This is a genomic window from Paraburkholderia sp. RL18-085-BIA-A, from assembly GCF_046027075.1.
Taxonomy (GTDB): Bacteria; Pseudomonadota; Gammaproteobacteria; order Burkholderiales; family Burkholderiaceae; genus Paraburkholderia.
Window position 1 is genome coordinate 14683 of the sequence record NZ_JARESU010000027.1, and the last position, 26966, is coordinate 41648.

A 26966-nucleotide genomic window follows, 5' to 3' on the forward strand; every position below is an offset into this window, starting at 1 on the left:
GCCAGCACGCGCCGCGTATTCATCAAGGCTTGTTGGACTCGAACAGATCCATGATCTGCTTGCGTTCGTTCGACGACACGCTCGGCGGCGGCACCGCCGGCGGCGTCATGCCCGCCGGTCCCACGCCGCCAACTGCATCGCTCGTGCCGGCCAAAGGATTCGTCGAATCCAGACCGATGCTGGCGACGAAGCCGTTGCCCGGCGTCATGTCGGTAAAGAACAGTTCGCCGTCCACCGTGGTCACGCCGTCCGGCTGCTGCGGTTCGGCCTGCGGCACGCCGCGCAGCGCGCGCTGCATATACTCGACCCAGATCGGCAACGCGAGCTGCGCGCCGAATTCGCGGCTGCCGAGGCTCTTCGGCTGGTCGTAACCCATCCACGCGACCGCCACCAGCGACTGCTGATAACCGGCGAACCAGCCGTCCTTCGCATCGTTGGTCGTACCCGTCTTGCCTTGCAGGTCCGACCGATGCAGCACATTGGTGCCCGCGCCGGTGCCGGCAGTCGCGACCGAATGCAACAGGCTGTTCATGATGTACGCGTTGCGCGGCTCCAGCGTGCGCGGCGCGTCGCGCCCGGCCGTGAGCGGCTGCGCCTTGGACAGCGGTTCGCCGCGCGCGTCCGTCACTTCGCTGATCAGATACGGATTGATACGGTAGCCGCCGTTCGCGAACACCGAGTACGCCCCCGCCGACTGCAGCGGCGTGACGAGCCCAGCGCCGAGCGCCATCGGCAGATACGGCGGGGTCTTGTCGGCGTCGAAACCGAAGCGCTGCGTGACGAAGTCCTGCGCGTACTTGGTGCCGATGAACGACAGAATGCGGATCGACACCAGGTTCTTCGACTTCTGCAACGCGACGCGCATTGGCATCGGACCTTCCGGCTGATCGTCGTCCTTCGGTTCCCACGCGTCGCCGCCCGGCGTGCTCGCGGGGAAGTACAGCGGCGCGTCGTTGATGATCGTCGCCGGTCCAAGGCCCTTGTCGAGCGCCGCCGAATAGATGAACGGCTTGAAGCTCGAACCCGGTTGACGCCATGCCTGCGTGACGTGATTGAACTTGTTCTTGTTAAAGTCGAAGCCGCCGACCAGCGCGCGGATCGCGCCGTCCTGCGGGGTGAGCGACACGAGTGCGCCTTCAACTTGCGGCAATTGCGTGATCTGCCAGTTGCCCTTGTCGTCGGCGACGAGGCGCACGATCGAGCCCGGCTTGATCTTCGTGGCGGCCGTGGCGCGCGCGCTCAGTGCGCCCGCGACGAAACGCAGGCCGTCGCCACTGATCGTCACCTGGGTGCCGTCCACCAGTTGCGCCTTCACCTGCTTCGGACTCGCGTCCGTCACCACGGCGGCGATGATCTCGCCGTTGTCCGGGTGGTCCGTGAGCGCGTCGTCGATGGTCTGATCGCGGTCGTCGCCCGGCTCGGGCAGTTGCACGAAGCCTTCCGGCCCGCGATAGCCGTGGCGCCGCTCGTAATCCATCACGCCCTTGCGCACTGCGCGATACGCCGCGTCCTGGTCGGCCGAGTCGATCGTGGTGGTGACGTTCAGACCGCGCGTATAGGTTTCGTCCTTGTACTGCGCGTACATCATCTGCCGGACCATTTCGGCGATGTACTCCGCGTGCACGCTGTATTCGTTGCCGGGGTTCTTGGTGTGAATCTCTTCCTTCACCGCCTGGTCGTACTGCTCCTGGCTGATGTACTTCAGCTCGAGCATGCGCTTCAGAATGTATTCCTGACGGATCTTCGCGCGCTTCGGATTGACCACCGGGTTGTACGCGGACGGCGCTTTCGGCAGGCCGGCCAGCATTGCCGCTTGCGCCAGCGTGATGTCTTTCAGATCCTTGCCGAAGTACACGCGCGCGGCCGCGGCAAAGCCGTACGCGCGCTCGCCCAGATAGATCTGGTTCATGTACAGCTCGAGAATCTGGTCCTTGGTCAGCGCGCGCTCGATCTTGTACGCGAGCAGCATTTCGTAAATCTTGCGCGTATAGGTCTTTTCGCTCGACAGGAAGAAGTTGCGCGCCACCTGCATCGTGATCGTGCTCGCGCCCTGCGACGCGCCGCCGTGCGCGAGGTCGGCAAAGCCGGCGCGCAGAATGCCCACGAAGTCGACGCCGCCGTGTTCGTAGAAGCGGTAGTCCTCGATCGCGAGCACCGCTTTCTTCATCTGGTCGGGAATGTCCTGGAAGCGCACGAGGCTGCGCCGCTCCTCGCCGAATTCGCCGATCAGCACGTGATCGGCGGTGTAGACCCGCAGCGGCACTTTCGGACGATAGTCGGTCAGCGCGTCGAGCGACGGCAGTTGCGGCCCCATCACCACCAGCGCATAGCCGACGATCAGCGCGCCCACCACCGCGATGGTCGCGAGCAGCCCGACGAACCAGACGACGAGCGTCGCGCCGAACGAGCGGCGGCCCGCCTCGGCGTCGCGCGAAGCGGCATTGCGTCCTGGAGTGCGTTGGTTGGAGTCCCGGTCTTCACCGGCCGGAGAATGGGAGGAATGCGGTCGTTTGATGATTGGCATGACTGGAATAGTGGGCGCATGACTGAACGCCTTTCTGCCCGCGCTCGTCGCGCGCGCATGGGTCGTGATCGAGCATCGCAGCCTGAGGCGGAAAACACCGCGCTGCCGCTTGCCCCCGGCCGGCCGCACGGCACGCCTCGGACCATGTCCGGCGCAACGTAACAGCGTATTTTAAAAGAAATCAGGCCCGCCCCAAGGCAGTTTTTTTGTAAGAATTCCCTTCGCGCAGCGCGCGCTGGTCGTTTCGTGCAATTCCCGGCGTGTTCCCCCGGTGACCTCCGGTTATCAACAGAAAATGTGCAAAGGCCTGTGGACAAGCGGCCGGCAAACCCCACAACTCGTTGATGTCACGGGATTTTCATGTCGCGACCGTTCCGCATCCGTGCAACTCGTCATATGATGGTCTCGGCGCGCGTGACGACACTGATGCGGACACCGATGCGCGCGCCGCGTATGTCAGATACGCGCCTTGACCCGCCAATGCCAACAAGACTGCGAGCCGATCATGAACAAGCCCAGCGAGCGCATCGTCGTATTCGTGACGACCGCGCAGAAACGCGCGATCACCGCCACCGCCGAGAATCTGGGCATTAGCGTCAGCGAGCTGATGCGGCGCGCCGTGTTGAGCTTCGGCGCGACCAGCGAGCAGGTGAAAGCGGCGAGCATCGTCGACCGGCTGCGCGCGCCGCGCGCACCCGACGCGCTTAACGCCGCGTTGCAGCGCGTAGCGCGCGGCACGCGGCACGCGCGTGCCACCTTGCCGGCGGCGTTGCAGGCGCACGCAGACATCGCCGGCGAGTCTGCCGACGACGCGTCGGCAGCGGGCCCAACGGCCCGCGCGGGTTCCGCATCGGCATCTGTTGCCGGTGCGCTGCCGCTCGCGCCTGCGGCAGCGCCTGGTCCGCTGCTGCCTGCCGGTTTGGCGGCCGCCCTCGCCGCCGAAGTCGATCTGGAAGCGGCCGCGACCGCCGAAGCAGTCGCGCGTGTCGCAGCGGCGCGCGCGGCGGACGGTGAAGATTCGACGCCGCAGCAGCCCGATGTCGAGGCGCAACAGCGCAACGTGCTGAAGCGCCCACGCGTCGACACGCCTCGCGAGGACGACAATCCCCGCAGCGACCCGAGTACCGAAGGCGGCCGCTTCGCGTGACGCAAAATGACAGGCGCTTTGCGCACAACGCGAATCAACGGTTGCATGTCGTTACATCAAAATTGATTCAAATGAATCTGCTTTCGATATTGCAAGCTCAAGCATTTGAATAGCAACCTGTTCAACAGGTAAAAGCGGTTGGCACGCGCGCTATTCGCGTTGCGCAATCAGAAGCACTTCACGTGTTTTCTTCACTTCGCCGCGCCGTGCCACACCGCGCGGGCCATTGCGCAATCGCAGCCTTTAAGCCGTTTTTAAGAAGGCCCGTGGTGTAATATCCGCCAGCTACTCTATACCCGTCGCGTTTAATCCTTTGAAACCACCGCCACTGACTTCCCAGACAACAATTTGCATGCTCGCTATTGCAATTGGGAAGCGTGCCCCGAACTCCGGTCCGAACGTTGCGCAGCTTCGCGCGCAGCGGCGTAAAGTAAACGGTTGAAAGCAGTTAAGCGCGCGGGATTTTGCAGCGCCAACATCATTCTCTGGAGGTTTTCATGTCGCTTTTTGACAGCATTTCGCGCACGCTCAAAGGTCTCCTGAACGACGCGGCCGACTCCGTGCAGGATCCGTCGCGCGACTCGCGCCAGATCGTGCGCGAACTCGACGAAAGCATCGGTAAAGCCGAGAACTCGCTGATCGAGATTCAGGCGCAAGTGGCCACACAGCAAAGCAAGCGCGATGTTGCCGCGGACAAGGCGAAGAAGTACGAAGACGGCGCCAAGCGCGCGCTGCAATCCGGCGACGAAGCGCTCGCCCGCGAAGCGCTCAGCGCGCAAGCCACCGCCGAAGCCGAACGCGATGCGCTGACCAAGGAACTGACCACGCTCGAACCATCGGTCGCGCAGCTCAAGAGTCAGATCGAAGACATGCGCAGCCGCCGCAACGACCTGAACGCCCGTTCGAACATTCTGCAAGCCAAGCAGCAGATCGCTCAGGCGAAAGACGTCGCGGCCACCGCGTTGGGCGGCATCGGCGGCAAGAATCTTTCCGAAGATTTCCAGAAGCTCGAAGACAAGGTGGCGTTGTCGAATGCGCGTTCGGATGCGCGTCTGAATTCGGCTGACGTGAAAAGCGGCAAGGCGCTCGACGACAAGCTCGCGGATCTGAATCGCGGCCCGTCCGTCGAAGAACGCCTGGAAGCGTTGAAGAAGCAGATCAACACGCCGGCCCAGTAATTGCGTCGGCAGTGCACGCCGGACGGCCGCGAGCGGAAGTCCGGCATGCCGGCCACGCCAATGCGCGGCCACTGCAAACGACTGAAGGAGACGGGCGCCACGCGCCCGGTCCGTAAATGAAAAAATTTCTCGCAACTGCGTTCGCTTCGTTGCTGCTGGTGTCGGCCGCGGCGTTCGCCGTGCCGACGGTTCAGCAGATCGAATCCGCCATGTCGCAAGGCAACTGGCAGCAGGCCGACACCGGTCTGAGCGAGGTGCTGCAGGCGCACCCGAACAATGCCCGCGCGCATTATCTGTACAGCCAGGTGCTCGATCGCGAAGGCCGCTATGGCGACGCGCTCGCCCAGCTGCAGCAGGCCAGGACGCTCGACCCGCAAATCCGTTTCACCGATCCGGGCCGTTTCGCGCAAACCGAAGCACGCATCCGCAAGGATGCGGAGCGCGCGGGCGACGCGGGCGGCAACAGTACGGGCCGCGCCGCGAATCCGTTCGTACAGCAGACTGCGCCTGCTGTGCAGCAACAGTCGGCGATGATCTCGCAAGCGCAACAACGGCATGGCCCGGGGGTAGGTATGTGGATCGGTATCATCGTTCTGATCGGCGTGATCGCATTGGTGCTGCGTTGGACGCTGCGCCGTGCCCGCACGCAAGACGATACGCGCGCCGACGACGATCGTCGCGTGCAACTGAAGCGCGCGACCGAGATGCTCAATGCCGTGCGTTCGCTGAAACTCGACGTTAAGCTCTCCACCGCGCCAGGTCATGAGGCGCTGGAGAAGGAAGTCGAAGCGACCGAAGACCAGTTGCGCGGCGTCGTCGAAACCTTGTCGAACGGCAAGAATCCGCTGCCGCCGTATCAGCTCGACGAATTCGAGCAGCGCATCGGCAGCCTGCGCGCGCGCGCCGATGGGCGGCCCGATCCGGCTGCCGCACCAGCCGCCGGCAGCCAGCAGTCGCCGTATGCGCAGGAAGCCGAGCGTTTCGGCAATCCGCCGCAAGCGCCCTATCCGCAGCAAGGTCCGTATCAGCAGCAGCCACCGGTGATCGTGCAGCAAGGCGGCGGCGGTTTCGGCGGCGGCATGGGCGGCCTGCTCACGGGCGTGCTGCTCGGCGAAGCGCTGAACTCCGGACGTGAGCGCGTGGTGGAGCGTGACGTGATCGTCGACGACGAAGCGCGTCGCCGCGGCAACGACGGCGGCAATGGCGGTGGTCTCGACTTTGGCCAGGGCTCGAACGACTGGAGCGATAACGGCGGCGGCGTCGACATGGGCAGCAATGACGATTCCGGCGGCTGGACCGACACCTGAGCATCGGCGACATCGCGCCGCATGAGGCATGCGGCAGTCAGCGACCATCAGTCACACGGCAATTCAAAAACGGGCTCCTCACGGAGCCTGTTTTTTGCCGACTCCAACTCGCTTCACGAGATGGCGGCTCGCGAGACTTCCATCAGCCCCGCGCCGACGCCCCCTCTCCGCCTGATGCTGCGCAAGCAGCACCGACCCCGCGAACCGCCTGAGGATGAAACGTTCCGCGTAATCGACCAGCGCGGCGCGGCGCGCGACATCCGCGTCGATGTATTCGGCCGACAGATGAAACAGTTGCAGCACGATCTTCGTGCAGACTTCATCGACGACCTCACGCGCCAGCGTCGGGCATCAACTCCAGTTGCACGACATTTGACAACATCGCTTTATACGTTCTTATCGCCAGGCGTACAGTTGTCTACCTGCGTGTTACGCCACTGAGTAGACACATGTAGACGCGCTCGTTCAAACCCCTGTTTTCTCCCGTCGCCCCGTACCGGAGACAGCCGTGACGCCAACCCTCTCTGCCCCGCCCGTCGCGCCACGCATTGCGATTGTCGGCAGTGGCTTTGCCGGGCTCGGCATGGCGATCCGTCTTCAGCAAATGGGCCTCACCTCGTTCACGGTCTACGAGGCGGCCGGCGACATCGGCGGCACGTGGCGCGACAACACCTATCCCGGCGCGGCCTGCGATGTGCCCTCCCATCTCTATTCGTTTTCGTTCGAGCCGAATCCGGCGTGGTCGCGCGCGTTCGGCGGCCAGCCGGAAATCCTCGCGTATCTGAAGCATTGCGCGCGCAAGTATGAGGTGGCGCGTTACGTGCGCTGTAACGCGAAAGTGGCTGCGGCGCGTTTCGATGAAGTGCGCCAACTGTGGCGCATCGAGATCATCGCGAACGGCACGCGCGAATATAGCGAAGCCGATGTGCTGATCGCCGCGAGCGGTCCGCTGTCCCGCCCGGCCATGCCGCGGCTCACAGGGCTCGAGCGCTTCGAAGGCAAACTGTTTCATTCGGCGCGCTGGGACCATACGTATGCACTCGAAGGCAAACGCGTCGCGGTGATCGGCACCGGCGCGAGCGCGATCCAGTTCGTGCCGCAAATCCAGCCGCGCGTCGCGCACCTCGATCTGTTCCAGCGCACCGCGCCGTGGATCATGCCGAAGCCCGACAAGCCGGTCGCTCCGCGTGCGCGCTGGCTGTTCCGCCATCTGCCGCTTACGCAGCGCTTCGTGCGCAGTGCGATCTACTGGCAGCTCGAATCGCGCGCGCTCGGATTCGTGGTCAACCCGAAGCTGATGACGCTGCCGATGAGGTTGAGCCGGAGCTACCTCGAACACTGCGTGAAGGACCCGGCATTGCGCGCGAAGCTCACGCCGAACTACCGGCTCGGCTGCAAGCGCGTGCTGCTGTCGAGCGACTACTATCGCGCAGTCAGCCAACCGAATGTCGACGTGGTGACGGCCGGCATCCGCGAAATCGTCGCGGACGGCATCATCACTGACGACGGCGCACATCGCCGCGCGGACGCGATCATTTGCGGCACGGGTTTCCAGGTCAACGACGTCGGCGCGCCGTTCGAGGTGACTGGAATCGACGGCGCGGACCTCGGCGCGATGTGGCTGCGCGACGGCCCCGAGGCCTACCTCGGCGTCAGCATCGCGAACTTCCCGAACTTCTTCATGCTCGTCGGCCCGAACACCTTGCTCGGTCACAACTCGATGATCTACATGATCGAGTCGCAAGTGCAATACATCGCCGACTGCCTGCGCGTTCTGCGCGAGCGCAACGCCCGCACCATGAATCTGCGGCCCGACGTGCAACGTGATTTCAACGCGCGCCTGCAGAAGGAAATGCAGCGCTCCGTGTGGGTCAGCGGCTGCCATAGCTGGTATCAGACGAAGAGCGGCAAGGTCACCGCGCTGTGGCCGGGGTTCACTTTCATCTTTCGCAAACGCACCCGGCGTGTGCGGCCGGGCGATTATCGCTTCGCGCGTTGACACCGCCGCGTTGACACCGCCGCGCGCCTCGGCCTCACCAGCGTGCCGCGCGCAGCGTCAGCGCGCGAATCCCGCCCGCCTTCACGTCTGCCCTCACCTGACCCGCGCTCGCCCGCCCAATCACGCTCACCCGCCGCCCAACAACCGCAGGAGCCCCCACAGAAACTTGCAGATCAGCACGATCAGCTCCCACAGGTAATAGAGCTGTTCCCAGCCCGAAACGCGTGCGAAAGAGTCGATCATGGATTGCCGGTAAGAAAAAGAAAGGGCTGCGAACCGCGGTTCGATACGAGCGCACATGATAACGACTGCGGGATACCCCGTATCAAGTCGGTTGAAAGCGTGCCGTAAATGCACGGATAACACGCTGCATCGACGCCGGGTGACCGCGCCGGTAGTGGCTCGCCCGCACACCCACATCCCCGCCCCACCCGCGCCATCAAGGAGACGACCATGACGCGTTTCAGTTTTCGCCGAGCGGCCCGTTCGCGCACGGTCGTCGGCGATATTGCCGCGCAAGCCGGCAAACTGGGTATCGAGATCTGCGACGTATCGGGCCACGTCGAGGAAGTCGCCGCTCGCGTGCAGCGTCAGGCGCAGGTATGCCGGGCGCTGCGCGAGTCCGCCGCGCAAACGCTCGCGGGCAATCACCGGATTGCCGCGGCCGCGCGCGAAATGAGCAACGTGTCGGCCGAAGCCGCGACCGGCGTGCAGCAGTCGCAGCAAACGCTCGAAGCATCACTCGCCGACATTCACAGGCTGGTCGAAGGCGTGACGGTGATCGAGAGCCAGATCGGCGCGCTGCGCAGCGCGTTGGCGCATGTAAGCCGCGTGTCCGAGGAAATCTCGCTGATCGCCCGCCAGACTCATCTGCTCGCGCTGAACGCCGCGATCGAAGCCGCCCGCGCCGGCGACTCCGGCAGGAGCTTCGCGGTGGTGGCCGCCGAGGTGAAGAACCTGTCGGCGAAAACGGCGCAGGCCACCGGGCAGATCGAGACGACTCTCGCGCAGATCACGCAGCAGACCGAACAGCTGATCAACGAAGGCTCGGTGAACACCGCGCGGGCGCATCGCGTGCGCGAAGGCACGCGCAAGATCGGCGACGTCGTGCATGCAACGGGCGACGCGATCGCGCATCTGAACAACGAGGCCGGCCAGATCGCGGCGCTGACCGGCGAAATCGAAACGCAGTGCGACGGGCTCGAAGCGCAGGTGCTGGAAATGGCGAGCGGCGTCGAGGACTCGAGCGAAAACTTCGTGCAGGCGAAGGACCGTCTGGGCAATCTGCTTGGCGTGTCCGAGACGCTGATCGAGCTGACCGCGGCAACCGGCGTCGAAACCGACGACACGCGCTTCATCGAAGCGGTGCAGCAGGCCGCCGCAGCCGTAAGCAAGCTGTTCGAAGCGGCGGTGGCGCGCGGCGACGTATCGCTCGAAGACCTGTTCGACCAGCACTATGTGCCGGTGGCGGGGACCAGCCCGCCGCAGTTCCTGACACGCTTCACCGCGTTCACGGACCGCGTGCTGCCCGCGATTCAGGAACCTCTGCTCGACCTCGATCCGCGTGTCGCGTTCTGCGCCGCGGTCGATGCGCGGGGTTATCTGCCGACTCACAATCTGAAGTTCTCGCTGCCGCCGCGCGACGACGTCGTGTGGAACATGGCGAACTGCCGCAACCGGCGCATGTTCGACGATCGCACCGGGATTGCGGCTGCGACGCATACAAAGAAGTTTTTACTCCAGACGTACCGCCGCGACATGGGCGGCGGCCAGTTCGTGCTGATGAAGGATGCGTCGGCGCCGGTATTCGTCGGCGGACGGCATTGGGGCAGCGTGCGGATTGGCTATAAGGTTTGAACGCGGGCGGGCGTCGCGCGCCGCACTGAACGTGCGGTCCACGCGACGCACGTCGGTTTAGACCGCCATCACAGCACGCCTGCGCTCCGCGCGCTGCATGAAGTAGTTGGCCGCCACCACGCCAACCGTCACGACCGCGATGAACAGCGTCGCGAGCGCATTCATTTCCGGGTTCAGCCCGAGCCGAACGCGCGAGAACACCACCAGCGGCAGCGTCGTCGAACCGGGACCGGACAGGAACGCGGACAGCACCAGATCGTCGATCGACAACGTGAACGACAGCAGCCAGCCGGACACCAGCGCCTGCGAAATCAGCGGCACCGTGATGAAGAAGAACACGCGCAGCGGCGTGGCGCCGAGGTCGAGCGCGGCTTCTTCGAGCGAAGGGTGCAGCTCCTTCACGCGCGATTGCACGATGATCGCGACATACGAAATGCACAGCATCACGTGCCCGATCCAGATCGTGAAAATGCCGCGCCCCGCCGGCCACCCCAACCACTTCGCCATTTCGATGAACAGCAGCAGCAACGAGATGCCCTGAATCACCTCGGGAATCACCAGCGGTGCGTTGATCATGCCGGTATACAACGTGAAGCCGCGGAACCGTCCCATGCGCGCGAGCACGAAACCGGCCCACGTACCGATGATCACCGACGCGAACGCCGTCAGCAAGCCGATCCGCAACGACAGCCAGGCCGCCGCGATCAGTTCGTCATCGCGCAGCAGCGCCGCGTACCAGCGCGTCGAAAAGCGCGTCCACACGGTGACCAGCTGCGACTCGTTGAACGAATACACCACCAGGCTCACGATCGGGATGTACAGAAACAGAAACCCGATCCCCAGGGCAATCAACTGCAAAATCCGGTTCGGCTTCATCAGCGCCTTTCCTCCATCGCCTTCGCTTGCGCGTGCTGGAACAAGGCCATCGGCACCAGCAGCAGCAACACCATCGCGCACGTCACCGCGGAGGCCATCGGCCAGTCGGCGTTGTCGAAGAACTCATTCCACATCACGCGGCCGATCATCAGCGTGTTCGCGCCACCCAGCAGTTCAGGAATCACGTATTCGCCCACTGCCGGGATGAACACCAGCAGACAACCGGCGATGATGCCGTTCTTCGACAACGGCAACGTGATCTGCCAGAATGCCTTCCACGGCTTCGCGCCGAGGTCGTACGCGGCTTCGAGCAGGGTCAGGTCCATCTTCACCAGATGCGCGTACAGCGGCATCACGAGAAACGGCAGGTACGAATACACCATGCCGATATAGACCGCGGTGTTCGTGTGATACAGCTCGATCGGCGAATGGATCAGCCCGATCGACATCAGGAAGTTGTTCAGCAAGCCGTTGTTCTTCAGGATGCCGATCCATGCGTACACGCGAATCAGGAACGACGTCCAGAACGGCAGCATCACCGCCATCATCAACACGTTGCGGCTCGCCGGATTCGAACGCGCGATGTAATACGCCATCGGATAACCGATCAACAGACACAGCACGGTCGAGATCGCGGCGACCACCACCGAATTCACATAGGTCGCGAAATAGAGGCTGTCGGTCAGCAGAAACGCGTAATGCGACAGGTCGAGCGTGATATGAATCGCGCCTTCCGCGAAGTTGACCAGTTGCGTGTACGGCGGAATGCCGAGCTGAGAATCGGCGAAGCTGATCTTCACGACCAGCAGGAACGGCACGAGGAAAAACAGCAGCAGCCAGACGAACGGCCCCGCCACCACCGCGCTGCGGCCGGTGAGATTAAAGCGCCGCACCGGCCAGCTGACGAACGCATTGAGCACGCGCTTCATGACGTCAGCACCACGCCGGCCGACGCGCTCCAGCGCACGTACACTTCATCGCCCCACGTGGGCGGATCGATCTCGGTGAGCGCGAGGCTCGTCACGTTCGCGATCACCGTCTTGCCGCCGTCGAGCTTCAGGTGATACAGCGAATAGCCGCCCATGTAAGCGACATTCGTGACGACGCCCTTGCCCCAGTTGTACGCGCCTTCGGGCGGCTTGCGCGTAAGCGCGATGCGCTCGGGACGCACCGAAATGGTCACCGGCATGCCGAGCGGCCCGGTGATGCCGTGGCTCACATACAGACGGCACGGCAGGTCGGGCGTTTCGATGAACACGTAGTCGGGTTCGTCCTCGACCGTATGGCCTTCGAACAGATTGGTCGAGCCGATGAACTCCGCCGAAAAGCGGCTGTTCGGATACTCGTACACTTCATGCGGCGTGCCGAGTTGCACGATCTGGCCTTCGCTCATCACGGCGAGGCGGTCCGCCATCGTCATCGCCTCTTCCTGATCGTGCGTGACCATCATGCAGGTCACGCCGACCTTGTCGAGAATGTTGACCAGCTCTATCTGCGTGCGCTGGCGGATCTGCTTGTCGAGTGCGGACATCGGCTCGTCGAGCAGCAGCAGCTTGGGCCGCTTGACGAGCGAACGCGCCAGCGCCACGCGCTGCTGCTGCCCGCCCGACAGCTGATGCGGCTTGCGCTTCGCGAAGCGGCCCATCTGCACGAGTTCGAGCGCGGTCTGCACGCGCTCGTTCAATTCGGCCTTCCGCACGCCTTCCTGTTTCAGACCGAAGGCGACGTTGGCCTCCACCGTCATATGCGGAAACAATGCGTACGACTGGAACATCATGTTGACCGGCCGGCGATACGGCGGCAATTGCGCAAGGTCTTCGCCGCCGATCAGGATCTTGCCCGAGGTCACGGTCTCGAGCCCCGCCATCATGCGCAGCAAGGTCGACTTGCCGCAGCCCGAACTGCCGAGCAGCGCGAACAGCTCGCCCTTCTTCACCGACAGATTGACCCCTTTGACCGCCACGGTCTCGCCGAACTTCTTCACGACGTCGACGATCTGGATGAACTGGTCCGCGGCGTCCCCCGTAACGGCGTTCAGGCCCGCGGCCAGTGCGCCCGACTGGTCACTACTTATCATGATGCTGCTTCACTCCGGCGTTTGACGAACAAAGCCCCCGGTGAACACCGAGGGCTTCAGGATGATGCTTACCCGTTCTGCTGCCGCGAGTCAGCGGCCGGACTTGAACTCAGTCCACAGCCGCGTTTGCAGCCGCTGGATTTCCTGCGGCAGTGGCTTGAGCAGGAACAGGGTCTTGATGACTTCAGGCGGCGGATACACGGCCGGGTCGTTCGCCACGTCCTTGTCCACGTACTTGCGCGCTTCGAGGTTCGCGCTCGGGTAGTAGACGGAGTTGGTGATCGCGGCATGCACCTGCGGCGTTTCGATGTAGTTGATCCACTCGAGCGCGGCTTCCTTATGCTTCGCATCCTTCGGGATCGCCATCACGTCGAACCAGACCGGCGCGCCGCCCTTCGGAATGAAGTACTCGATCTTGTACGGCTTCTTCGCTTCGGCCGTGCGATGCTTGGCGATCACGACGTCGCCCGACCAGCCGTACGCGAAGCACACGTCGCCGCCGACCAGGTCGTTGATGTAGCCCGACGAGTTGAACTGCGTGATGTATGGGCGGATCTTCTTCATCATCTCGAGCGCGGCGCGGTAGTCGGCCGGGTTCGTACTCATCGGATCCTTGCCGATGTAATGCAGCGCCGCGGCGAACATCTGGTCCGGCGCGTCGAGCACGGACACGCCGCAGGCCTTCAGCTTCGAAATGTTTTCCGGCTTGAACAGGATGTCCCAGCTGTCGAGCGGCGTGTTCTTGCCGAGAATCTGCTGGACTTTGGTGACGTTGTACGCGAGACCGGTCGTGCCGTACGCCCAGGGCACCGTGTACTTGTTGCCCGGATCGGCGCCGGCCACGAGCGCCATCAGCGACGGGTCGAGGTACTTCAGGTTCGGCAGCTTCGACTTGTCGAGCGGCTCGAAGATGCCCGCGGCGATCTGCTTGCCGGCGTAGTTGCTGGTCGGCACGACGATGTCGTAGCCGGAATTGCCGGTGAGGAGCTTGGCTTGCAGCGTGTCGTCGCTGTCGTAGTTGTCGTATTTGACCTGGACGCCGGACTGCTTGGTGAAGTTCGGAATGGTGTCTTTGGCGATGTAATCGGACCAGTTATACACGTTCAGTTGCGTATCTTTCGCTGCGGCCGTCAACCATGGCATCGCGCACAGCATCAGCGCGGCCACTTGCCCCACTACCCGTCTTTTCATCCTGTTCTCCGATCCTGACCGGCTCGCGCCGACCGTCGTCACTCAGACCGCGCCATCGCGCGCGGCTCCCCTGAAAAACCCGAAAACTACCATCAATTATTGCGCGCTCCAAAAAAAACGCCCGACTGTCGCGCAAACGGTACAGCTCAAGCCGCACCATTGGAAAATGCGCGCAATTTTAGCGGGTTATCGGCGCGTGTCTACCCGAAAAAAACGCGAGCGGCACTCGTGTTGTTATCTCGTTGTCAAGTTGGGGGGCTTGGGTGGTTGGTGGCGTGCTCGTACATGTGCTTGTGCTTGCCTACGGATTGCGGCCGATGTCTCCATGCAAGACCCGACGGCATTGCTCCCACCCTCGCCTGAGACGGGCATGAGCCGCCAGCCGTTCGACGGTGCACAATAGCCGTCAGGAGACTGACTGCCGCCACGCCGCCTATTGTGGCGCCGCACCGGCTCCGGGCCGCCCGCGCCGCGCACCAGCGCACGCTGGGCACATGGCTTGCGAGAGGATGTGGTCTCGAACCTCAGGCATAGATGAACACCAACCCGTTCGCGCTGCGACCCAACCGCCGCCGGCGTCTGCCGGACGGCGGGCCGACGCGTCCTGCGCACTGGTTTTCGTTCGTCGGCGCGGGCGCGTTGATCGCGGTCGGCTATATCGACCCCGGCAACTGGGCGACCGCGCTCGGCGCCGGCGCGGGCTACGGCTACCGCCTGCTCGGCATGGTGCTGCTGTCGAGCCTGATGGCGATGCTGCTGCAATGGCTGTCGTCGCGCCTGGGCGTCGTGACCGGGCGCGATCTCGCGCAAATCTGCCGCGAGCGTACCGGCCGGCGCGGCACCCTGTTCCTGTGGCTGACCAGCGAAGTCGCGATCATCGCGTGCGACGTCGCCGAGGTGGTGGGCAGCGCCGTCGCGCTGCAATTGCTGCTCGGGGTGTCGCTGACAGTCGGCGTGCTGATGTCGGCGGTCTGCACGTTCGCCCTGCTCGCGCTCCAGCAGAAAGGCGGCCGCAAGCTCGAAGCGGTGATCGCGGCGCTGATCGGCTTCGTCGGCCTGTGCTTCGTGGTTCAGCTGGCGCTCGCGCGGCCCGACTGGCACGCCGCGCTGGCCGGCACCGCGCCGAGCGTCGAGTTGCTGCGCAACGCGGGCATGCTGTGGCTGGCGGCGGGCATAGTCGGCGCGACGGTGATGCCGCACAACCTCTATCTGCACTCGGCGCTCGTCAAGCATCACGCGCCCGAAGGCAGCGACGCGCAGATCAAGGCCGCGTTGCAGGTGGTCAACATCGATACCTTCGCATCGCTTTCGTTTGCCTTCGTGATCAACGCCGCGCTGCTGATCGTGGCCGCCGCGGTGTTCTACGCAAGCGGCCATCGCGACGTGACCGATCTCGCCGACGCCCACCGCCTGATCGCACCGCTCGTCGGCACACGCTGGGCCAGCATCCTGTTCGCGGCGGCGCTGCTGGCGTGCGGGCTGAGTGCGACGGTCACCGGCACGCTGGCCGGTCAGGCGGTGATGGAAGGCTTCCTGCAGATCCGGCTGCCGCGCTGGAAGCGTGCGCTGCTCACGCGCGCGCTGGCGATCGGGCCGGCGCTGTTCGCGGTCGCGCTATTCGGCCAGCATGGCTCCAACCAGTTGCTGGTGGCGAGCCAGGTGGTGTTGAGCCTGCAATTGCCGCTCGCGGTCGTGCCGTTGATCCGCTCCACGTCGAACGCCGACCTGATGCACGGCTGGCGCGTGCGCGGCGTGCCGCTCGCGGTGGCGTGGCTGTGCGCTGGGTTCATCGTGGTGCTGAATGGGGCGTTGCTGTGGCAACTGGCGTTCGGCGTGTAGTGTTTGGCGCGTGGCTCGACCTTGCCGGCGCGTGGCCGTCTATGGAAGATCCGCCGCTTGCCGCTGACCGCGCACGAACAACGCACACTCGAATCTCGGCCCTGCTGCTCGCCTCCGCGCACCGTGCGCGCATCGGTTAACATAGCGGGACTTCGCTTCTCCGCTCCAAGGTTTCCGATGGCATCGAATCTCCACGATCTTCCCGACAGTCCGTGCATCGGCGTGTGCTCCACGCTATTCGACGAGGTTTGCAAAGGCTGCGGCCGCACCGCCGCCGAAGTGTCCAACTGGGTGTTCCTGAGCGACGAGGAAAAGCGCGCCGTGTGGCTGCGCATCGAGCGGGAAGGCACGGCCATGCGCTTTCAGAACGACAGGCTGTAGTCTTTCGCGCAGCGCCCCTATCGATGGATACGGGCGCTGCGCCTCAAAACGGCAAGCGACAAAAACCGCCGAGGGTGCAGCTGAAACTGAGCTGCCCCCCGGCGTTTTGCATGGCGAGCGCGGCTCGCGCCGCGCGCCAATCAGAACCGCATCCCCACGCCCAGACCGACGACCACCGGATCAATGCTCAGCCGGCCGAGCGGCTGGTCGCCGAGCGACGCATCCGTGTGCATCCAGATTTTCTTGATGTCCGCATTGACGAACAGCGACCTGGTGACCTGCACGTCCAGACCGGCCTGCAACGCGGGGCCGAAGCTGTCATTGCTGATGGAGATTGGCTGACCGCCCGCGTTCAGCCCGTTGTTATAGAACAGCGTGTAGTTGAGACCGGCACCGAGATACGGCCGAATGCGCCCCGCGTGGTTGAAGTGATATTGCAGCAGCAGCGTGGGCGGCAACACGTTCACGCCGCCCAGACCGCCGAGGCTCGACGTCACCTGATGGCGCGACGTGGCGAGAATCAGCTCGACGCCCAGGTCGTCGCGAATCATGTAGGTCAGATCCAGCTCAGGCACGATGGCGTTGTTGACACCCACGGTGAGCGCCGACAGCGTGTGGCTGGTGTCCACGTTCGGCACGATGCTGATCGCGCGCAGACGCACCAGCACGTCGCCTGCGTGGATGCCGCTCAGCGCGTCGTCGCCGGCGGCGTGCGCGTGCGGCGCGAGCGCCGCCGCGCATAGCAGGCTCGCTGCAACAGCGGCGGCCTGGATTTTTTTCTGAACGAGTACTTCATGTGCTTCCCCGTGTGATGAATGGTCGATTTCGCGCGGAGATTGTCGAAGTTCCCGTCAGGCAGCGCGTTGCCCCGTATCAACCCAGCGAGAACGACCATCGCCCTGCGACAGCCGGCCGCGTCGCGCCGGTCAGCAGCAGTTCGAGCAGATCGTGGACGCTGCGAATCGCGGTGCCGAACGGCAACGCTTCGCGGCCGCGAAAAAACAGGCCGTTGGCTACGTCGCCTCGCAAGGCCGCGGCGAGCCGTGTGTCGATGCAGAAGTGGCCGAACTTCTCGACCCCGTCGCGCCAGCCGCACACGCTCAGGCATTCGAGCGCGGTCGGGCACGCGTGCTTGAGCGCGCCGACCTTCTCGCGGATCTTCGCTTCATGGCGCAGATAGCGCATCAGCCACGGCGTTTTCACGGCGCGCGCGGGCAGCCCCGTCACGCTGACGAATTCGACGATGTCGTCAGGCGTCGCGTCGGCCAGCACGCGCTTGAAGTTCGGATGCGCATCGCCCTCCTCGGTGACGGCGAACGGCGTGCCGAGCTGCACGCCGTTCGCGCCCGCGTTCAGCAGCTCGCGCACGGCCGCGTGACTGTTGATGCCGCCCGCGACGATTACCGGCACGTCCCGGCGCTTCAGGCCGAGCGATGCGAACACGGTTTCGAGCTCTTCGAGGATCCGCAGGAAGTCGAAGCGCCGGTCATGCATGTCGGCGAGATTGCCGACACCGAGATGTCCACCCGCGTGCGCCGGATGTTCGATCACGACCGCGTCGGGCAAGCGGCCCTTCTTCATCCACTTCTTCAGCACGAGCGAGACGCCGCGGCTATCCGACAGGATCGGGATCAGCGCGATGTCGCGGCCTTCGGTCATGTCCGGCAGATCGAGAGGCAGGCCCGCGCCCATCACGATCGCATCGGCGCCGCTCTCGCAGGCCACGCGCACATAGTCCGCCTGCGCGCTGAGCGCCTTCATCACGTTGACGGCGATCATCCCGTGCCCTTCGCTGACGGCTCTGGCCGCGCGGATTTCGCGCTCCAGCGCGATCAGGTTGGCCTGTTCGAGCGTCGCCGTGTCGGGCGACTGGCGGCACAGCTCGACGAGGTCGCGATGATGGTGGCGCAGATCGATGCTGGCGATGGTGCCGAGCGCACCCTCACGGGCGACGCTGCCGGCCAGCCGGTGGGCTGAGATGCCTACGCCCATGCCGCCTTGCACGACCGGCAGCAGCGAGCGGCCGCGGATCATCAGCGGCGGGAAGGAGTGAGTGTTGAGCATGACCGGCCCGATGACGAATTTTCAAGCCGTTGATGATCGGCTGTCGGGCGCGGACTGCTTTGCGTCAGGTCAAGGCGGTGGAGAATGAATGGGGCGCGCACATCGTTTGGTTGATGCCGGTCATATGAAGCGGATCTTGAATGCCATGCACGTTTGGGCGGGCAATCAAAAAAGCCCGCTTCGAAGAAGCGGGCTTTGCGGTGTAGTGCGACTGCTGCGTAAGCCGGGCAGCGTGTGCGTCGAGGACGCTTATTGCACGCCCTGGCTCAACAGGAAGTCCTCATAGTTCCCGCCGAAGTCGTTCAGCGTGCCATTGGTCTTCACTTCGATAATGCGATTGGCCAGCCCGCTCACGAACTCGCGGTCGTGCGACACGAAAATCAGCGTGCCTTCGAACTTGTCGAGCGCGATCTGCAGCGACTCGATCGACTCCATGTCCATGTGGTTGGTCGGCTCGTCCATCATCAGCACGTTGTGGCGGCCCAGCATCAGCTTGCCCCAGATCATGCGGCCCTTCTCGCCACCCGAGAGCACCTTGACCGACTTGCGAATGTCGTCGGCGTTGAACAGCAGGCGGCCGAGCGTGCCACGCACCATCTGCTCGTCGTCACCTTCCTGGCGGTAGCCGTCGATCCAGTCCATCAGCGTGACGTCGTCCGGAAACTCTTCGTACGTATCTTGCGGCATGTAACCGACGTTCGCGTTCTCCGCCCACTTCACGGTGCCGTGATCGAGCGTGAGCTTGCCAAGCAGCGAGCGCAGCAGCGTGGTCTTGCCCGCGCCGTTCTCGCCGATGATCGCGATCCGCTCGCCCGGCTGCACGCTGACGCTGAAGTCGTTGAAGATGGTGCGCTCGTACTTCTTCGAGATCTTCTCGGCCACCACCGCGATGTTGTGCAGCTTCTTCTCGTACTCGAAGCGGATGAACGGGTTTTGCCGCGACGACGGCTTGAATTCCTCGATCTTGATCTTGTCGATCATCTTCAGACGGCTGGTGGCCTGACGCGCCTTCGACTTGTTCGCCGAGAAGCGGCGCACGAAGTCCTGCAGGTCGGCGACACGCTCCTTCGCCTTCGCGTTGGCGTTCTGCTGACGCTCGCGCGCCTGCGTGCTGGCGAGCATGTAGTCGTCGTAGTTGCCCGGATAGACCTTCAGCGTGCCGTAGTCCATGTCGGCCATGTGCGTGCAGACCTGGTTCAGGAAGTGCCGGTCGTGCGAGATGATGATCATCGTCGAGTTGTACTGGTTGAGCACGTCTTCCAGCCAACGGATCGAGTTGATGTCCAGGTTGTTGGTCGGCTCGTCCAGCAGCAGCACGTCCGGCTTCGAGAACAGCGCCTGCGCGAGCAGCACGCGCAGCTTCCAGCCCGGCGCCACGTTGCTCATCGGGCCATTGTGGTCCTCGATCGCGATGCCGATGCCGAGCAGCAGCTCGCCCGCGCGCGCTTCGGCGGTATAGCCGTCGAACTCGGCGAACTTCGCTTCGAGTTCGGCGGCATGCATGTAGTCGTCGTCGGTGGCGTCGGGGTTCGCGTAGATCGCGTCGCGCTCGGTCATCGCGGCCCACATTTCGGTGTGGCCCATCATCACGACGTCGAGCACGCGCACGTCTTCGTATGCGAACTGATCCTGGCGCAGCTTACCGAGGCGCACGTTCGGCTCGAGCATTACGTTGCCCGAGCTCGGCTCGAGGTCGCTGCCCAGAATTTTCATGAAGGTGGATTTGCCGCAGCCGTTCGCACCGATCAGGCCGTAGCGGTTCCCTTCCCCGAATTTGACCGAAATGTTCTCGAAGAGGGGCTTCGGCCCGAATTGCATGGTGATATTGGCGGTAGACAGCACGGCGCGTCCCTTTGAATGTGATATCGGCGAAAAACCGAATATTTTAGCAGGTTATCTCGATTTCAACCCGCACGCACCTTGCGCTACCCGCCAGCGGCACCACGCGGCGTCTGCAGAACGTCGATGAAGGCCGACAGGTCGGCCTCGGCGAGCCCCATCGCCGCGCCCAGGCGCAGCAGTTGCTGGACCGTCGACGACAGCGGCATCGGCGTGCCGGTCTCGTACGCGGCGGCCGCGACCGTGTCGACGTCCTTCTGGAAGGTGCGCAACGCGCCGATCGGCGCGAGGCCGCTCTGGGTCATGCGCGGCACGAAGGTCTGCAGCAGCACCGAGTCGGCCCAGCCGCCGGCGAGACCCTCGGTGAGTTTCGCGGCGTCGAGGCCGCTGCGCTGCGCGAGGCTCACCGCCTCGGCAATCGCCGCCACCGTCGCGGTGACGATGGTCTGGTTGCACAGCTTCGCGGTTTGCCCCGCGCCGACCTCGCCCATATGTGTGACCCGCGATGCGTAGGCGTCGAGCAGCGGCTTGACGGCGTCGACATCGGCCGCGGCGCCGCCGGCCATCACCGCCAGCGTGCCGGCGTGCGCGCCCGCGACGCCGCCCGACACCGGCGCGTCGATCCAGCCGATGCGCGCGGCGTCGGTGCCGGTAGCGTCGCGAGCCACTGCGGGCGCGGACGGACCCCCAAATGAAGCCGCAAACGCCACCGCGCGCTGCGCGAACGCGCGCGTGGCGGCCGGCGGAATGCTGGAGTGGTCGACGATCCAGCGCAACCGACCCGACGCGGCGGAGCCTGCGCTCAAAAGCCCCGCTGCGCCGAACACCGTCTCTTCCACCGCCGCCGCATCCGCGACGCACAGCAGCACCGTGTCGCAGCGCCCGGCCAGCTCGCGCGGCGTATCGACCACGCTCGCGCCATCCGCCTCCAGCGCCTCGGCCTTGGCCCGCGTGCGGTTCCACACATGCACGGCGTGCCCCGCGCGCAGCAGATGCCTGATCATCGGTGCGCCCATCAGGCCGGGACCGCAAAAACCAATTTCCACTTTCGAACCTCGTCGGCTGTCAGATTGAGTTGCGCGGACATGATAACGGCCGCATGCCGTCACGGTCACGGCATACCGGGCACACGATGTGCGTCAGCCGTCGCGAGTGCAATGGGCAGGCGTCGCGTCGCGGGTTGCCTATACTTTCTGGACACCAACGAAGACCAAAGGAGGAAGTTCATGTCAGAGCACGTCTACAAACAGATCGAGTTGACCGGCTCGTCGACCGTGTCGAGCGACGACGCCGTCAAAACCGCGATCGCCAAAGCGTCGAAGACACTGCGTAACCTGCACTGGTTCGAGGTCACGGAAACACGGGGCCAGATCGAAGACGACAAGGTGACCTACTGGCAGGTGACGATCAAGGTCGGCTTGCGGATCGAGTGACGCACGGCGGCAGCGCTTGTCGACGCGTCAGCACGTCATTCGTGGCGAAAAAAAGCTGCGTCCGTACTGGGCGCAGCTCCTCAAAGCAGCGGTTGCTGAGGCCGCCGCCTGGTCGATCATGAGTCGTTCAGCGTTGGCTGATCGGCATCGGTTACTTCGGCAACGAACCGTCCACGCCTTCCACATACCAGTTCAGACGTTGCAGTTCCGGGTCGGTCAGGGTCTTGCCGGCCGGCACCTTCACCGCGCCGGACTGATCCTTGAGCGGGCCGGTGAACACATCCCACTTGCCGCTCGCCAGTTCATCGCGCCTGGCGGCGACCTGCTTCTGCGCGTCAGCCGAGATCGCCGACGTGTTCAGGTCTTCCAGATTGACGGCCTTCTGCGGAATGCCCCACCACACCGGGTCGTTCTTCCACTTGCCGTCGAGCACCTGCTGGATCGCCGCCGTGTAGTAGACGCCCCAATGCGCGACCACCGAGCCGAGATGCGCATCGGGACCGAATTTCTTCATGTCCGAATCCCAGCCGAACGCGTGCACGTGTTTTTCCGACGCAGTGGCGAGCGTCGCGCTCGAATCGGTGTTTTGCAGCAGCACGTCGGCGCCCTGGCCGATCAGGGTTTCAGCCGCCTGCTTTTCCTTGCCCGGATCGAACCAGCTGTTGATCCAGATGACCTTCGTGTGCACCTTCGGATTCACCGAGCGCGCGCCGAGCGTGTACGCATTGATGTTGCGGATCACTTCGGGAATCGGCACCGACGCGACGAAGCCGAGCGTGTTGGTCTTGGTCACATAGCCCGCTGCGACGCCGGCCAGATACGCGCCCTGGTACATGCGCACGTCGTAGGTGCCGAAGTTCGGCGCCTTCTTGTAGCCGGTCGCGTGCAGGAACACGGTATCCGGGAAATCCTTCGCGACCTTCAACTGGAAGTCCTGAAAGCCGAAGCTCGTGCCGATGATGATCTTGTTGCCCTTGTTCGCCAGATCGCGGAACACGCGCTCCGAGTCGGCCGATTCCGGCACGTTCTCGACACGCGTGATCTTGATCTTGTTGCCGAACTTCGCTTCCGCTTCCTTCGAGCCCTGGTCGTGCGCGAAGGTCCAGCCGGCGTCTCCCGGATTGCCGAGATAGACGAACGCGACACCCGGCGCGTCGGCGGCCTGCGCGGTTTGCGCGAGCGGCGCGGCGAGCGCGAGCGAGGCCGCGCCCCATGCGAAAGCGGTCAGCAGATTTCTTCTCTTCATGTTGGGTCCTGTGGTGTTAGCGAATGGCTGAAACGTGTGGTCGATGCCTGATCAATCGGTAGTCAATCAGCCCGCCGAGAAAAACGGCTTGCCCAGCGAGGCAGGTGCATTCAGGCGGATGGTGTTCGGATTGTGCGAGATCAGCACCAGTACGACGACCGTCGCGACGTACGGCAGCATCGCGAGGAATTGCGTTGGCACCGGCACGCCGATCGCCTGTGCGTAAAACTGCAGGCCGGTCACCGCGCCGAACAGCAGTGCGCCGATCAGCAGGCGCCCTGGCCGCCACGTCGCGAACACGACCAGCGCGAGCGCGATCCAGCCGCGGCCGGACGTGAGATTTTCCTGCCACAGATGCAGATTGACGATCGAGTAATACCCGCCCGCGAGCCCGGCCATGCCGCCGCCGAAGGCCACCGCGCCGTAGCGCACGCCGACCACCGGAAAGCCCACCGAGTGCGCGACCTGCGGCGATTCGCCGACCGAACGCAGCACCAGTCCGGCGCGCGTGCGGTACAGAAACCAGCCGATCACCGCGAACATCAGGAACGCCAGATAATCGAGCGGCGTGAGGCTGAAGAACGCCGTCCCGAGAACGGGGATCTTCGAGAGACCGGGTATGGCCCATGTGTCGATGGTCGCGCGCACTGCGGCCGACGTGTACGGCTTGCCGACATACGCGGACAGACCGATGCCGAAGATCGTCAGCGAGAGGCCGGTGGCGACCTGGTTGGCGAGCATGGTCAGCGTGAGAAACGCGAATAGCAGCGCCATTGCGAGACCGGCTGCGATCGCGGCGAGCACGCCCAGCCACGGGCTGCCGCTGATCGACGTGACCGCGTAGCCGGTCACTGCGCCCATCAGCATCATCCCTTCGACGCCGAGGTTGAGGACGCCCGATTTCTCGGTGACGAGTTCGCCCGCGCCCGCGAACATCAGCGGGATCGCGGCGGTGACGGCGCTCGAGGTGAGCGCGCTGGCTTGTTGAATGTCCATGGAGATCCGGCGGAAAATCAGTAATCGAATGTCGGTGAGACGCTCAGTGGCCGGCTCATTGACCGGGTCAATGAGCCGCGGCGGCGAGCGTTCGGCGGCGCACCCGGTAGTTCACGAACAGGTCGGCGCCCAGCAGGCAGAACAGCAGCAACCCCTGGAACACGCCGGAGAGCGCCTGCGGCAATTGCATCGAGGTCTGCACCGCTTCGCCGCCGAGATACAGCAACGCCATCAGCAGACTCGCGAGCACGATGCCGACCGGATGCAGCCGCCCGACGAACACGACGATGATCGCAGTGAAGCCGTAGCCCGGCGACCACGTCGCCTGCAACTGGCCGATCGGACCGGCGATCTCGCCCATCCCGGCGAGGCCCGCGAGGCCGCCGCTGATCAGCAGCGACGTCCAGATGGTTTTCTTGTCGGAGAAGCCCGCATAGCGCGCGGCGAGCGGCGCGAGTCCGCCGACGTTCATCCGGTAGCCCGCGAAGCTCTTACGCATGAAGAGCCACACGAGCGGAATCGCCATCAGCGTGATGAACACCGACGCATTCAGCCGCGTGCCGCGCAGCCATTTCCAGTGCCAGTCGCCGTATAGCGTCGGATAGAGCGCGTCACCGCTGAACATTTCCGAAAGCGGGAAGTTCATGCCCTGCGGATCGCGCCACGGACCGCTCACCAGATAGATCAGCAGCTGCGTGGCCACATACGTGAGCATCAGGCTGACGAGAATCTCGTTGGTGTTGAAGCGGCTCTTCAACAGCGCGGGAATCGCCGCCCACGCCATGCCGCCGAGCACGCCGGCGATCATCATGGTCGGCAGGATCCACCAGCCGGTCGCCTGATCGAAGTAGATCGCGACGCCGCTCGCGGCGATGCCGCCGAGCAGCATCTGCCCTTCGGCGCCGATGTTCCAGACGTTGGCGCGATAGCCGATCGCGAGGCCGAGGCCGATCAGGCACAACGGCGACGCCTTCAGCAGCAGTTCGGACCAGCCGTTCACGCTGGACAGCGGTTCGATGAAAAACGCGTGCATCGCCTGCAGCGGATCGCGGCCCACGAGGCTGAAGATCAGAAAGCCGATCGCGAGCGTGAGCAGCGCGGCGATCAGCGGCACGGCGAACTGCATCGTGCGCGAGGGCGTCGCGCGTGCTTCGAGTCGATAGGGAAGAATCATGGGGAGCGTGTGATTTATGGGGTTCTGGTTCTAATGATCGAGCCTCGCGCGATTCACGCGTGCGCCGGCTGTTCCGCCGACGGCGCCGCGCCCTCGCGGCCACCGAACAGGCCCGCCATCCAGCGGCCGATTTCCTCGGCATTGGTCGCGCCCGTCGCGCGCACCGGCGAGAGCCGGCCGCCGGCGAGCACCGCGATGCGATCGCAGATGTCGAACAGCTCTTCCAGTTCCTCCGAGATCACCAGAATCGCGACGCCGCGCGCCGCCAGATCGAGCAGCTGCTGGCGGATGAACGCCGCCGCGCCGACGTCGACGCCCCACGTGGGTTGCGCGACCACCAGCACCTTGGGCGCCTGCAGAATCTCGCGGCCCATGATGTATTTCTGCAGATTGCCGCCGGACAGACTCTGCGCGAGCGCTTCCGGGCCCCCGCAACGCACGTCGAAGGCATCGATGCATCGCTTGGCGAACGCGCGCATCGCGCCCGCCTTGATCCAGCCCGAGCTCACCATCTGCTGACGGTGCGCGGTGAGCAGCGCGTTTTCCGACAGCGACATCGCCGGCACCGCGCCGCGACCGAGGCGCTCCTCGGGCACGAAGCCGAAGCCGAGTGCGCGCCGGCCGCCCGCGCCCAGGCGCCCGGCCGGCTTGCCGCAAATCGTCACCGCGTCGGCGCGCGCGCCGCGTTTTTCGCCCGACAGCGCCGACAGCAGTTCCGCCTGGCCGTTGCCCGACACCCCCGCGATGCCGAAAATCTCGCCGGCATGCACGCCGAAAGACACGTCGCGCAGCGAGGTGCCGAACGGGTCGTCGCTTGCCACCGACAGCTGCTTCACGTCGAGCAGCACGGCGCCGGGATTGTGTTCGCGCCGCGTGTAATCGGGCAGCGAATGGCCGACCATCAATTGCGCGAGCGATGCATGCGTCTCGCCCTTCGGCTTCACATGACCGGTCACGCGGCCGCCGCGCATCACCGTGGCGGTGTCGCACAGCTCCTGGATTTCGTCGAGCTTGTGGCTGATGTAGAGAATGCTGCAGCCTTCGGCCGCCAGCCGGCGCAGCGTCGCGAACAGCTTGCGCACCGCTTGCGGCGTCAGCACGGAGGTCGGCTCGTCCATGATCAGGAGGCGCGGGTTCTGCAACAGGCAGCGCACGATCTCGACGCGTTGCCGCTCGCCCACCGTCAGGCTATGCACGTGACGCTGCGGATCGATGTCGAGACCGTAGTCGGCCGACACTTCGCGAATCCGTTTCGAGAGCGTCTTCAGATCGAACGGTTCGTCGAGTGCGAGCGCGATGTTTTCGCCGACCGTGAGCGTCTCGAACAGCGAAAAATGCTGGAACACCATGCCGATGCCGAGCTTGCGCGCGGCCGCCGGGCTCGCGATCTCGACCGCCTCGCCTTCCCAGCGAATCTCGCCGGCATCGGGCCGCACCGCGCCGTAGATGATCTTCATCAGCGTGCTTTTGCCGGCACCGTTTTCGCCGAGCACTGCATGGATTTCACCCGGCGCGACGATCAACGTGACGTCGTCGTTGGCTCGCACGGCCGGATACTGTTTGGCGATGCCCAGGAGCATCAGCCGGGGCGCCGCCTGTTCCGGCCTGGGCGCCGGCTGCGCGGCGGCGCCGTCGCTATAAGAAGAGTCGCTCATGTGATTCCGTAGTACGTCAGTGACTGCCGGTTACGACGCGTCCATCCACCTTCGCGGCGGATGATCCGTCACCACAACCGGATGACAATACCCAATTCGACCCGCTCAGTCGAGCCGCCAAAATTCCCGCAAACCCGCGCCACAGCGTGCTCTGCGGGTATGCCACCCTTGACGCGGTTTTTC

At 64.5% G+C, this 26966-nt stretch carries 21 protein-coding genes and 1 pseudogene; 8 read left to right on the forward strand and 14 right to left on the reverse strand.

Annotated elements, in window-relative coordinates:
• Window positions 1–22 precede the first annotated feature (22 nt).
• Window positions 23–2524 carry a penicillin-binding protein 1A gene (locus tag P0D89_RS19780; RefSeq protein ID WP_408357654.1) on the reverse strand — a complete coding sequence of 834 codons (2502 nt, stop codon included), beginning with the start codon at window positions 2522–2524 and terminating at the stop codon, window positions 23–25.
• A gap of 505 nt (window positions 2525–3029) precedes the next feature.
• On the opposite strand from P0D89_RS19780, the gene P0D89_RS19785 reads away from it, so the two are divergent.
• The 3 genes from P0D89_RS19785 to P0D89_RS19795 all read left to right on the forward strand — a co-directional run bounded on the left by P0D89_RS19785 (window position 3030) and on the right by P0D89_RS19795 (window position 6156).
• Window positions 3030–3671, forward strand: a complete 642-nt coding sequence (locus P0D89_RS19785; protein ID WP_408357653.1) for a hypothetical protein — start codon at window positions 3030–3032, stop codon at window positions 3669–3671.
• Between the two features lie 497 nt (window positions 3672–4168).
• Window positions 4169–4849, forward strand: a complete 681-nt coding sequence (locus P0D89_RS19790) for a PspA/IM30 family protein (protein ID WP_408357652.1) — start codon at window positions 4169–4171, stop codon at window positions 4847–4849.
• Between the two features lie 116 nt (window positions 4850–4965).
• Window positions 4966–6156, forward strand: coding sequence for a tetratricopeptide repeat protein (locus P0D89_RS19795; protein ID WP_408357651.1), 1191 nt, complete (start codon window positions 4966–4968; stop codon window positions 6154–6156).
• Between the two features lie 162 nt (window positions 6157–6318).
• Here P0D89_RS19795 and P0D89_RS19800 read toward each other — a convergent pair.
• Window positions 6319–6538, reverse strand: a pseudogene (locus tag P0D89_RS19800) (TetR family transcriptional regulator); the annotation flags it as partial.
• Between the two features lie 126 nt (window positions 6539–6664).
• On the opposite strand from P0D89_RS19800, the gene P0D89_RS19805 reads away from it, so the two are divergent.
• Together P0D89_RS19805 and P0D89_RS19810 are read left to right on the forward strand one after the other, a co-directional pair.
• Entirely contained in the window at window positions 6665–8155 is a 1491-nt protein-coding gene (locus tag P0D89_RS19805; RefSeq protein WP_408357650.1) for a flavin-containing monooxygenase, read from the forward strand.
• Between the two features lie 453 nt (window positions 8156–8608).
• Window positions 8609–10012, forward strand: coding sequence for a methyl-accepting chemotaxis protein (locus P0D89_RS19810; protein WP_408376998.1), 1404 nt, complete (start codon window positions 8609–8611; stop codon window positions 10010–10012).
• A 57-nt stretch (window positions 10013–10069) separates the two neighbouring features.
• On the opposite strand, the gene P0D89_RS19815 is transcribed toward P0D89_RS19810, so the two are convergent.
• From P0D89_RS19815 to P0D89_RS19830, 4 genes are all read right to left on the reverse strand, one after another.
• Window positions 10070–10888, reverse strand: a complete 819-nt coding sequence (locus P0D89_RS19815) for an ABC transporter permease subunit (protein WP_408357649.1) — start codon at window positions 10886–10888, stop codon at window positions 10070–10072.
• Window positions 10888–11817, reverse strand: coding sequence for an ABC transporter permease subunit (locus tag P0D89_RS19820; RefSeq protein WP_408357648.1), 930 nt, complete (start codon window positions 11815–11817; stop codon window positions 10888–10890). Before P0D89_RS19820 ends, P0D89_RS19815 begins: the two co-directional genes overlap by 1 nt.
• Window positions 11814–12965, reverse strand: a complete 1152-nt coding sequence (locus P0D89_RS19825; protein WP_408357647.1) for an ABC transporter ATP-binding protein — start codon at window positions 12963–12965, stop codon at window positions 11814–11816. The genes P0D89_RS19820 and P0D89_RS19825 overlap by 4 nt, the downstream gene beginning before the upstream one ends.
• 90 nt (window positions 12966–13055) lie before the next feature.
• Window positions 13056–14156 carry a polyamine ABC transporter substrate-binding protein gene (locus P0D89_RS19830; protein ID WP_408357646.1) on the reverse strand — a complete coding sequence of 367 codons (1101 nt, stop codon included), beginning with the start codon at window positions 14154–14156 and terminating at the stop codon, window positions 13056–13058.
• Between the two features lie 534 nt (window positions 14157–14690).
• On the opposite strand from P0D89_RS19830, the gene P0D89_RS19835 reads away from it, so the two are divergent.
• Together P0D89_RS19835 and P0D89_RS19840 are read left to right on the forward strand one after the other, a co-directional pair.
• Entirely contained in the window at window positions 14691–15995 is a 1305-nt protein-coding gene (locus P0D89_RS19835) for an Nramp family divalent metal transporter (protein ID WP_408357645.1), read from the forward strand.
• 177 nt (window positions 15996–16172) lie between these two features.
• Window positions 16173–16376: a DUF1289 domain-containing protein gene (locus P0D89_RS19840; RefSeq protein WP_408357644.1), complete on the forward strand. Its 204-nt coding sequence runs from the start codon at window positions 16173–16175 to the stop codon at window positions 16374–16376.
• Between the two features lie 140 nt (window positions 16377–16516).
• On the opposite strand, the gene P0D89_RS19845 is transcribed toward P0D89_RS19840, so the two are convergent.
• From P0D89_RS19845 to P0D89_RS19860, 4 genes are all read right to left on the reverse strand, one after another.
• On the reverse strand, window positions 16517–17149 hold the full coding sequence (locus tag P0D89_RS19845; RefSeq protein ID WP_408357719.1) for an OmpW/AlkL family protein: 633 nt from the start codon (window positions 17147–17149) through the stop codon (window positions 16517–16519).
• 100 nt (window positions 17150–17249) lie between these two features.
• Window positions 17250–18440, reverse strand: a complete 1191-nt coding sequence (locus P0D89_RS19850; RefSeq protein ID WP_408357643.1) for an NAD(P)H-dependent flavin oxidoreductase — start codon at window positions 18438–18440, stop codon at window positions 17250–17252.
• A gap of 249 nt (window positions 18441–18689) precedes the next feature.
• Window positions 18690–20282, reverse strand: coding sequence for an ABC-F family ATPase (locus tag P0D89_RS19855; protein ID WP_408357642.1), 1593 nt, complete (start codon window positions 20280–20282; stop codon window positions 18690–18692).
• Window positions 20283–20365: 83 nt separating this feature from the next.
• Window positions 20366–21295: an NAD(P)-dependent oxidoreductase gene (locus P0D89_RS19860; protein WP_408357718.1), complete on the reverse strand. Its 930-nt coding sequence runs from the start codon at window positions 21293–21295 to the stop codon at window positions 20366–20368.
• A gap of 210 nt (window positions 21296–21505) precedes the next feature.
• Between P0D89_RS19860 and P0D89_RS19865 the strand changes: the two genes are divergently transcribed.
• On the forward strand, window positions 21506–21712 hold the full coding sequence (locus tag P0D89_RS19865) for a dodecin (protein ID WP_408357641.1): 207 nt from the start codon (window positions 21506–21508) through the stop codon (window positions 21710–21712).
• Between the two features lie 151 nt (window positions 21713–21863).
• On the opposite strand, the gene P0D89_RS19870 is transcribed toward P0D89_RS19865, so the two are convergent.
• The 4 genes from P0D89_RS19870 to P0D89_RS19885 form a co-directional block, all read right to left on the reverse strand.
• On the reverse strand, window positions 21864–22958 hold the full coding sequence (locus tag P0D89_RS19870) for a BMP family ABC transporter substrate-binding protein (RefSeq protein WP_408357640.1): 1095 nt from the start codon (window positions 22956–22958) through the stop codon (window positions 21864–21866).
• Window positions 22959–23024: 66 nt separating this feature from the next.
• Window positions 23025–23954: an ABC transporter permease gene (locus tag P0D89_RS19875; RefSeq protein ID WP_408357639.1), complete on the reverse strand. Its 930-nt coding sequence runs from the start codon at window positions 23952–23954 to the stop codon at window positions 23025–23027.
• Window positions 23955–24021: 67 nt separating this feature from the next.
• Complete coding sequence (locus P0D89_RS19880) at window positions 24022–25128, reverse strand: ABC transporter permease (RefSeq protein WP_408357638.1); 1107 nt, start codon at window positions 25126–25128, stop codon at window positions 24022–24024.
• 53 nt (window positions 25129–25181) lie between these two features.
• On the reverse strand, window positions 25182–26783 hold the full coding sequence (locus tag P0D89_RS19885; RefSeq protein ID WP_408357637.1) for an ABC transporter ATP-binding protein: 1602 nt from the start codon (window positions 26781–26783) through the stop codon (window positions 25182–25184).
• Between the last annotated feature and the right edge of the window lie 183 nt (window positions 26784–26966).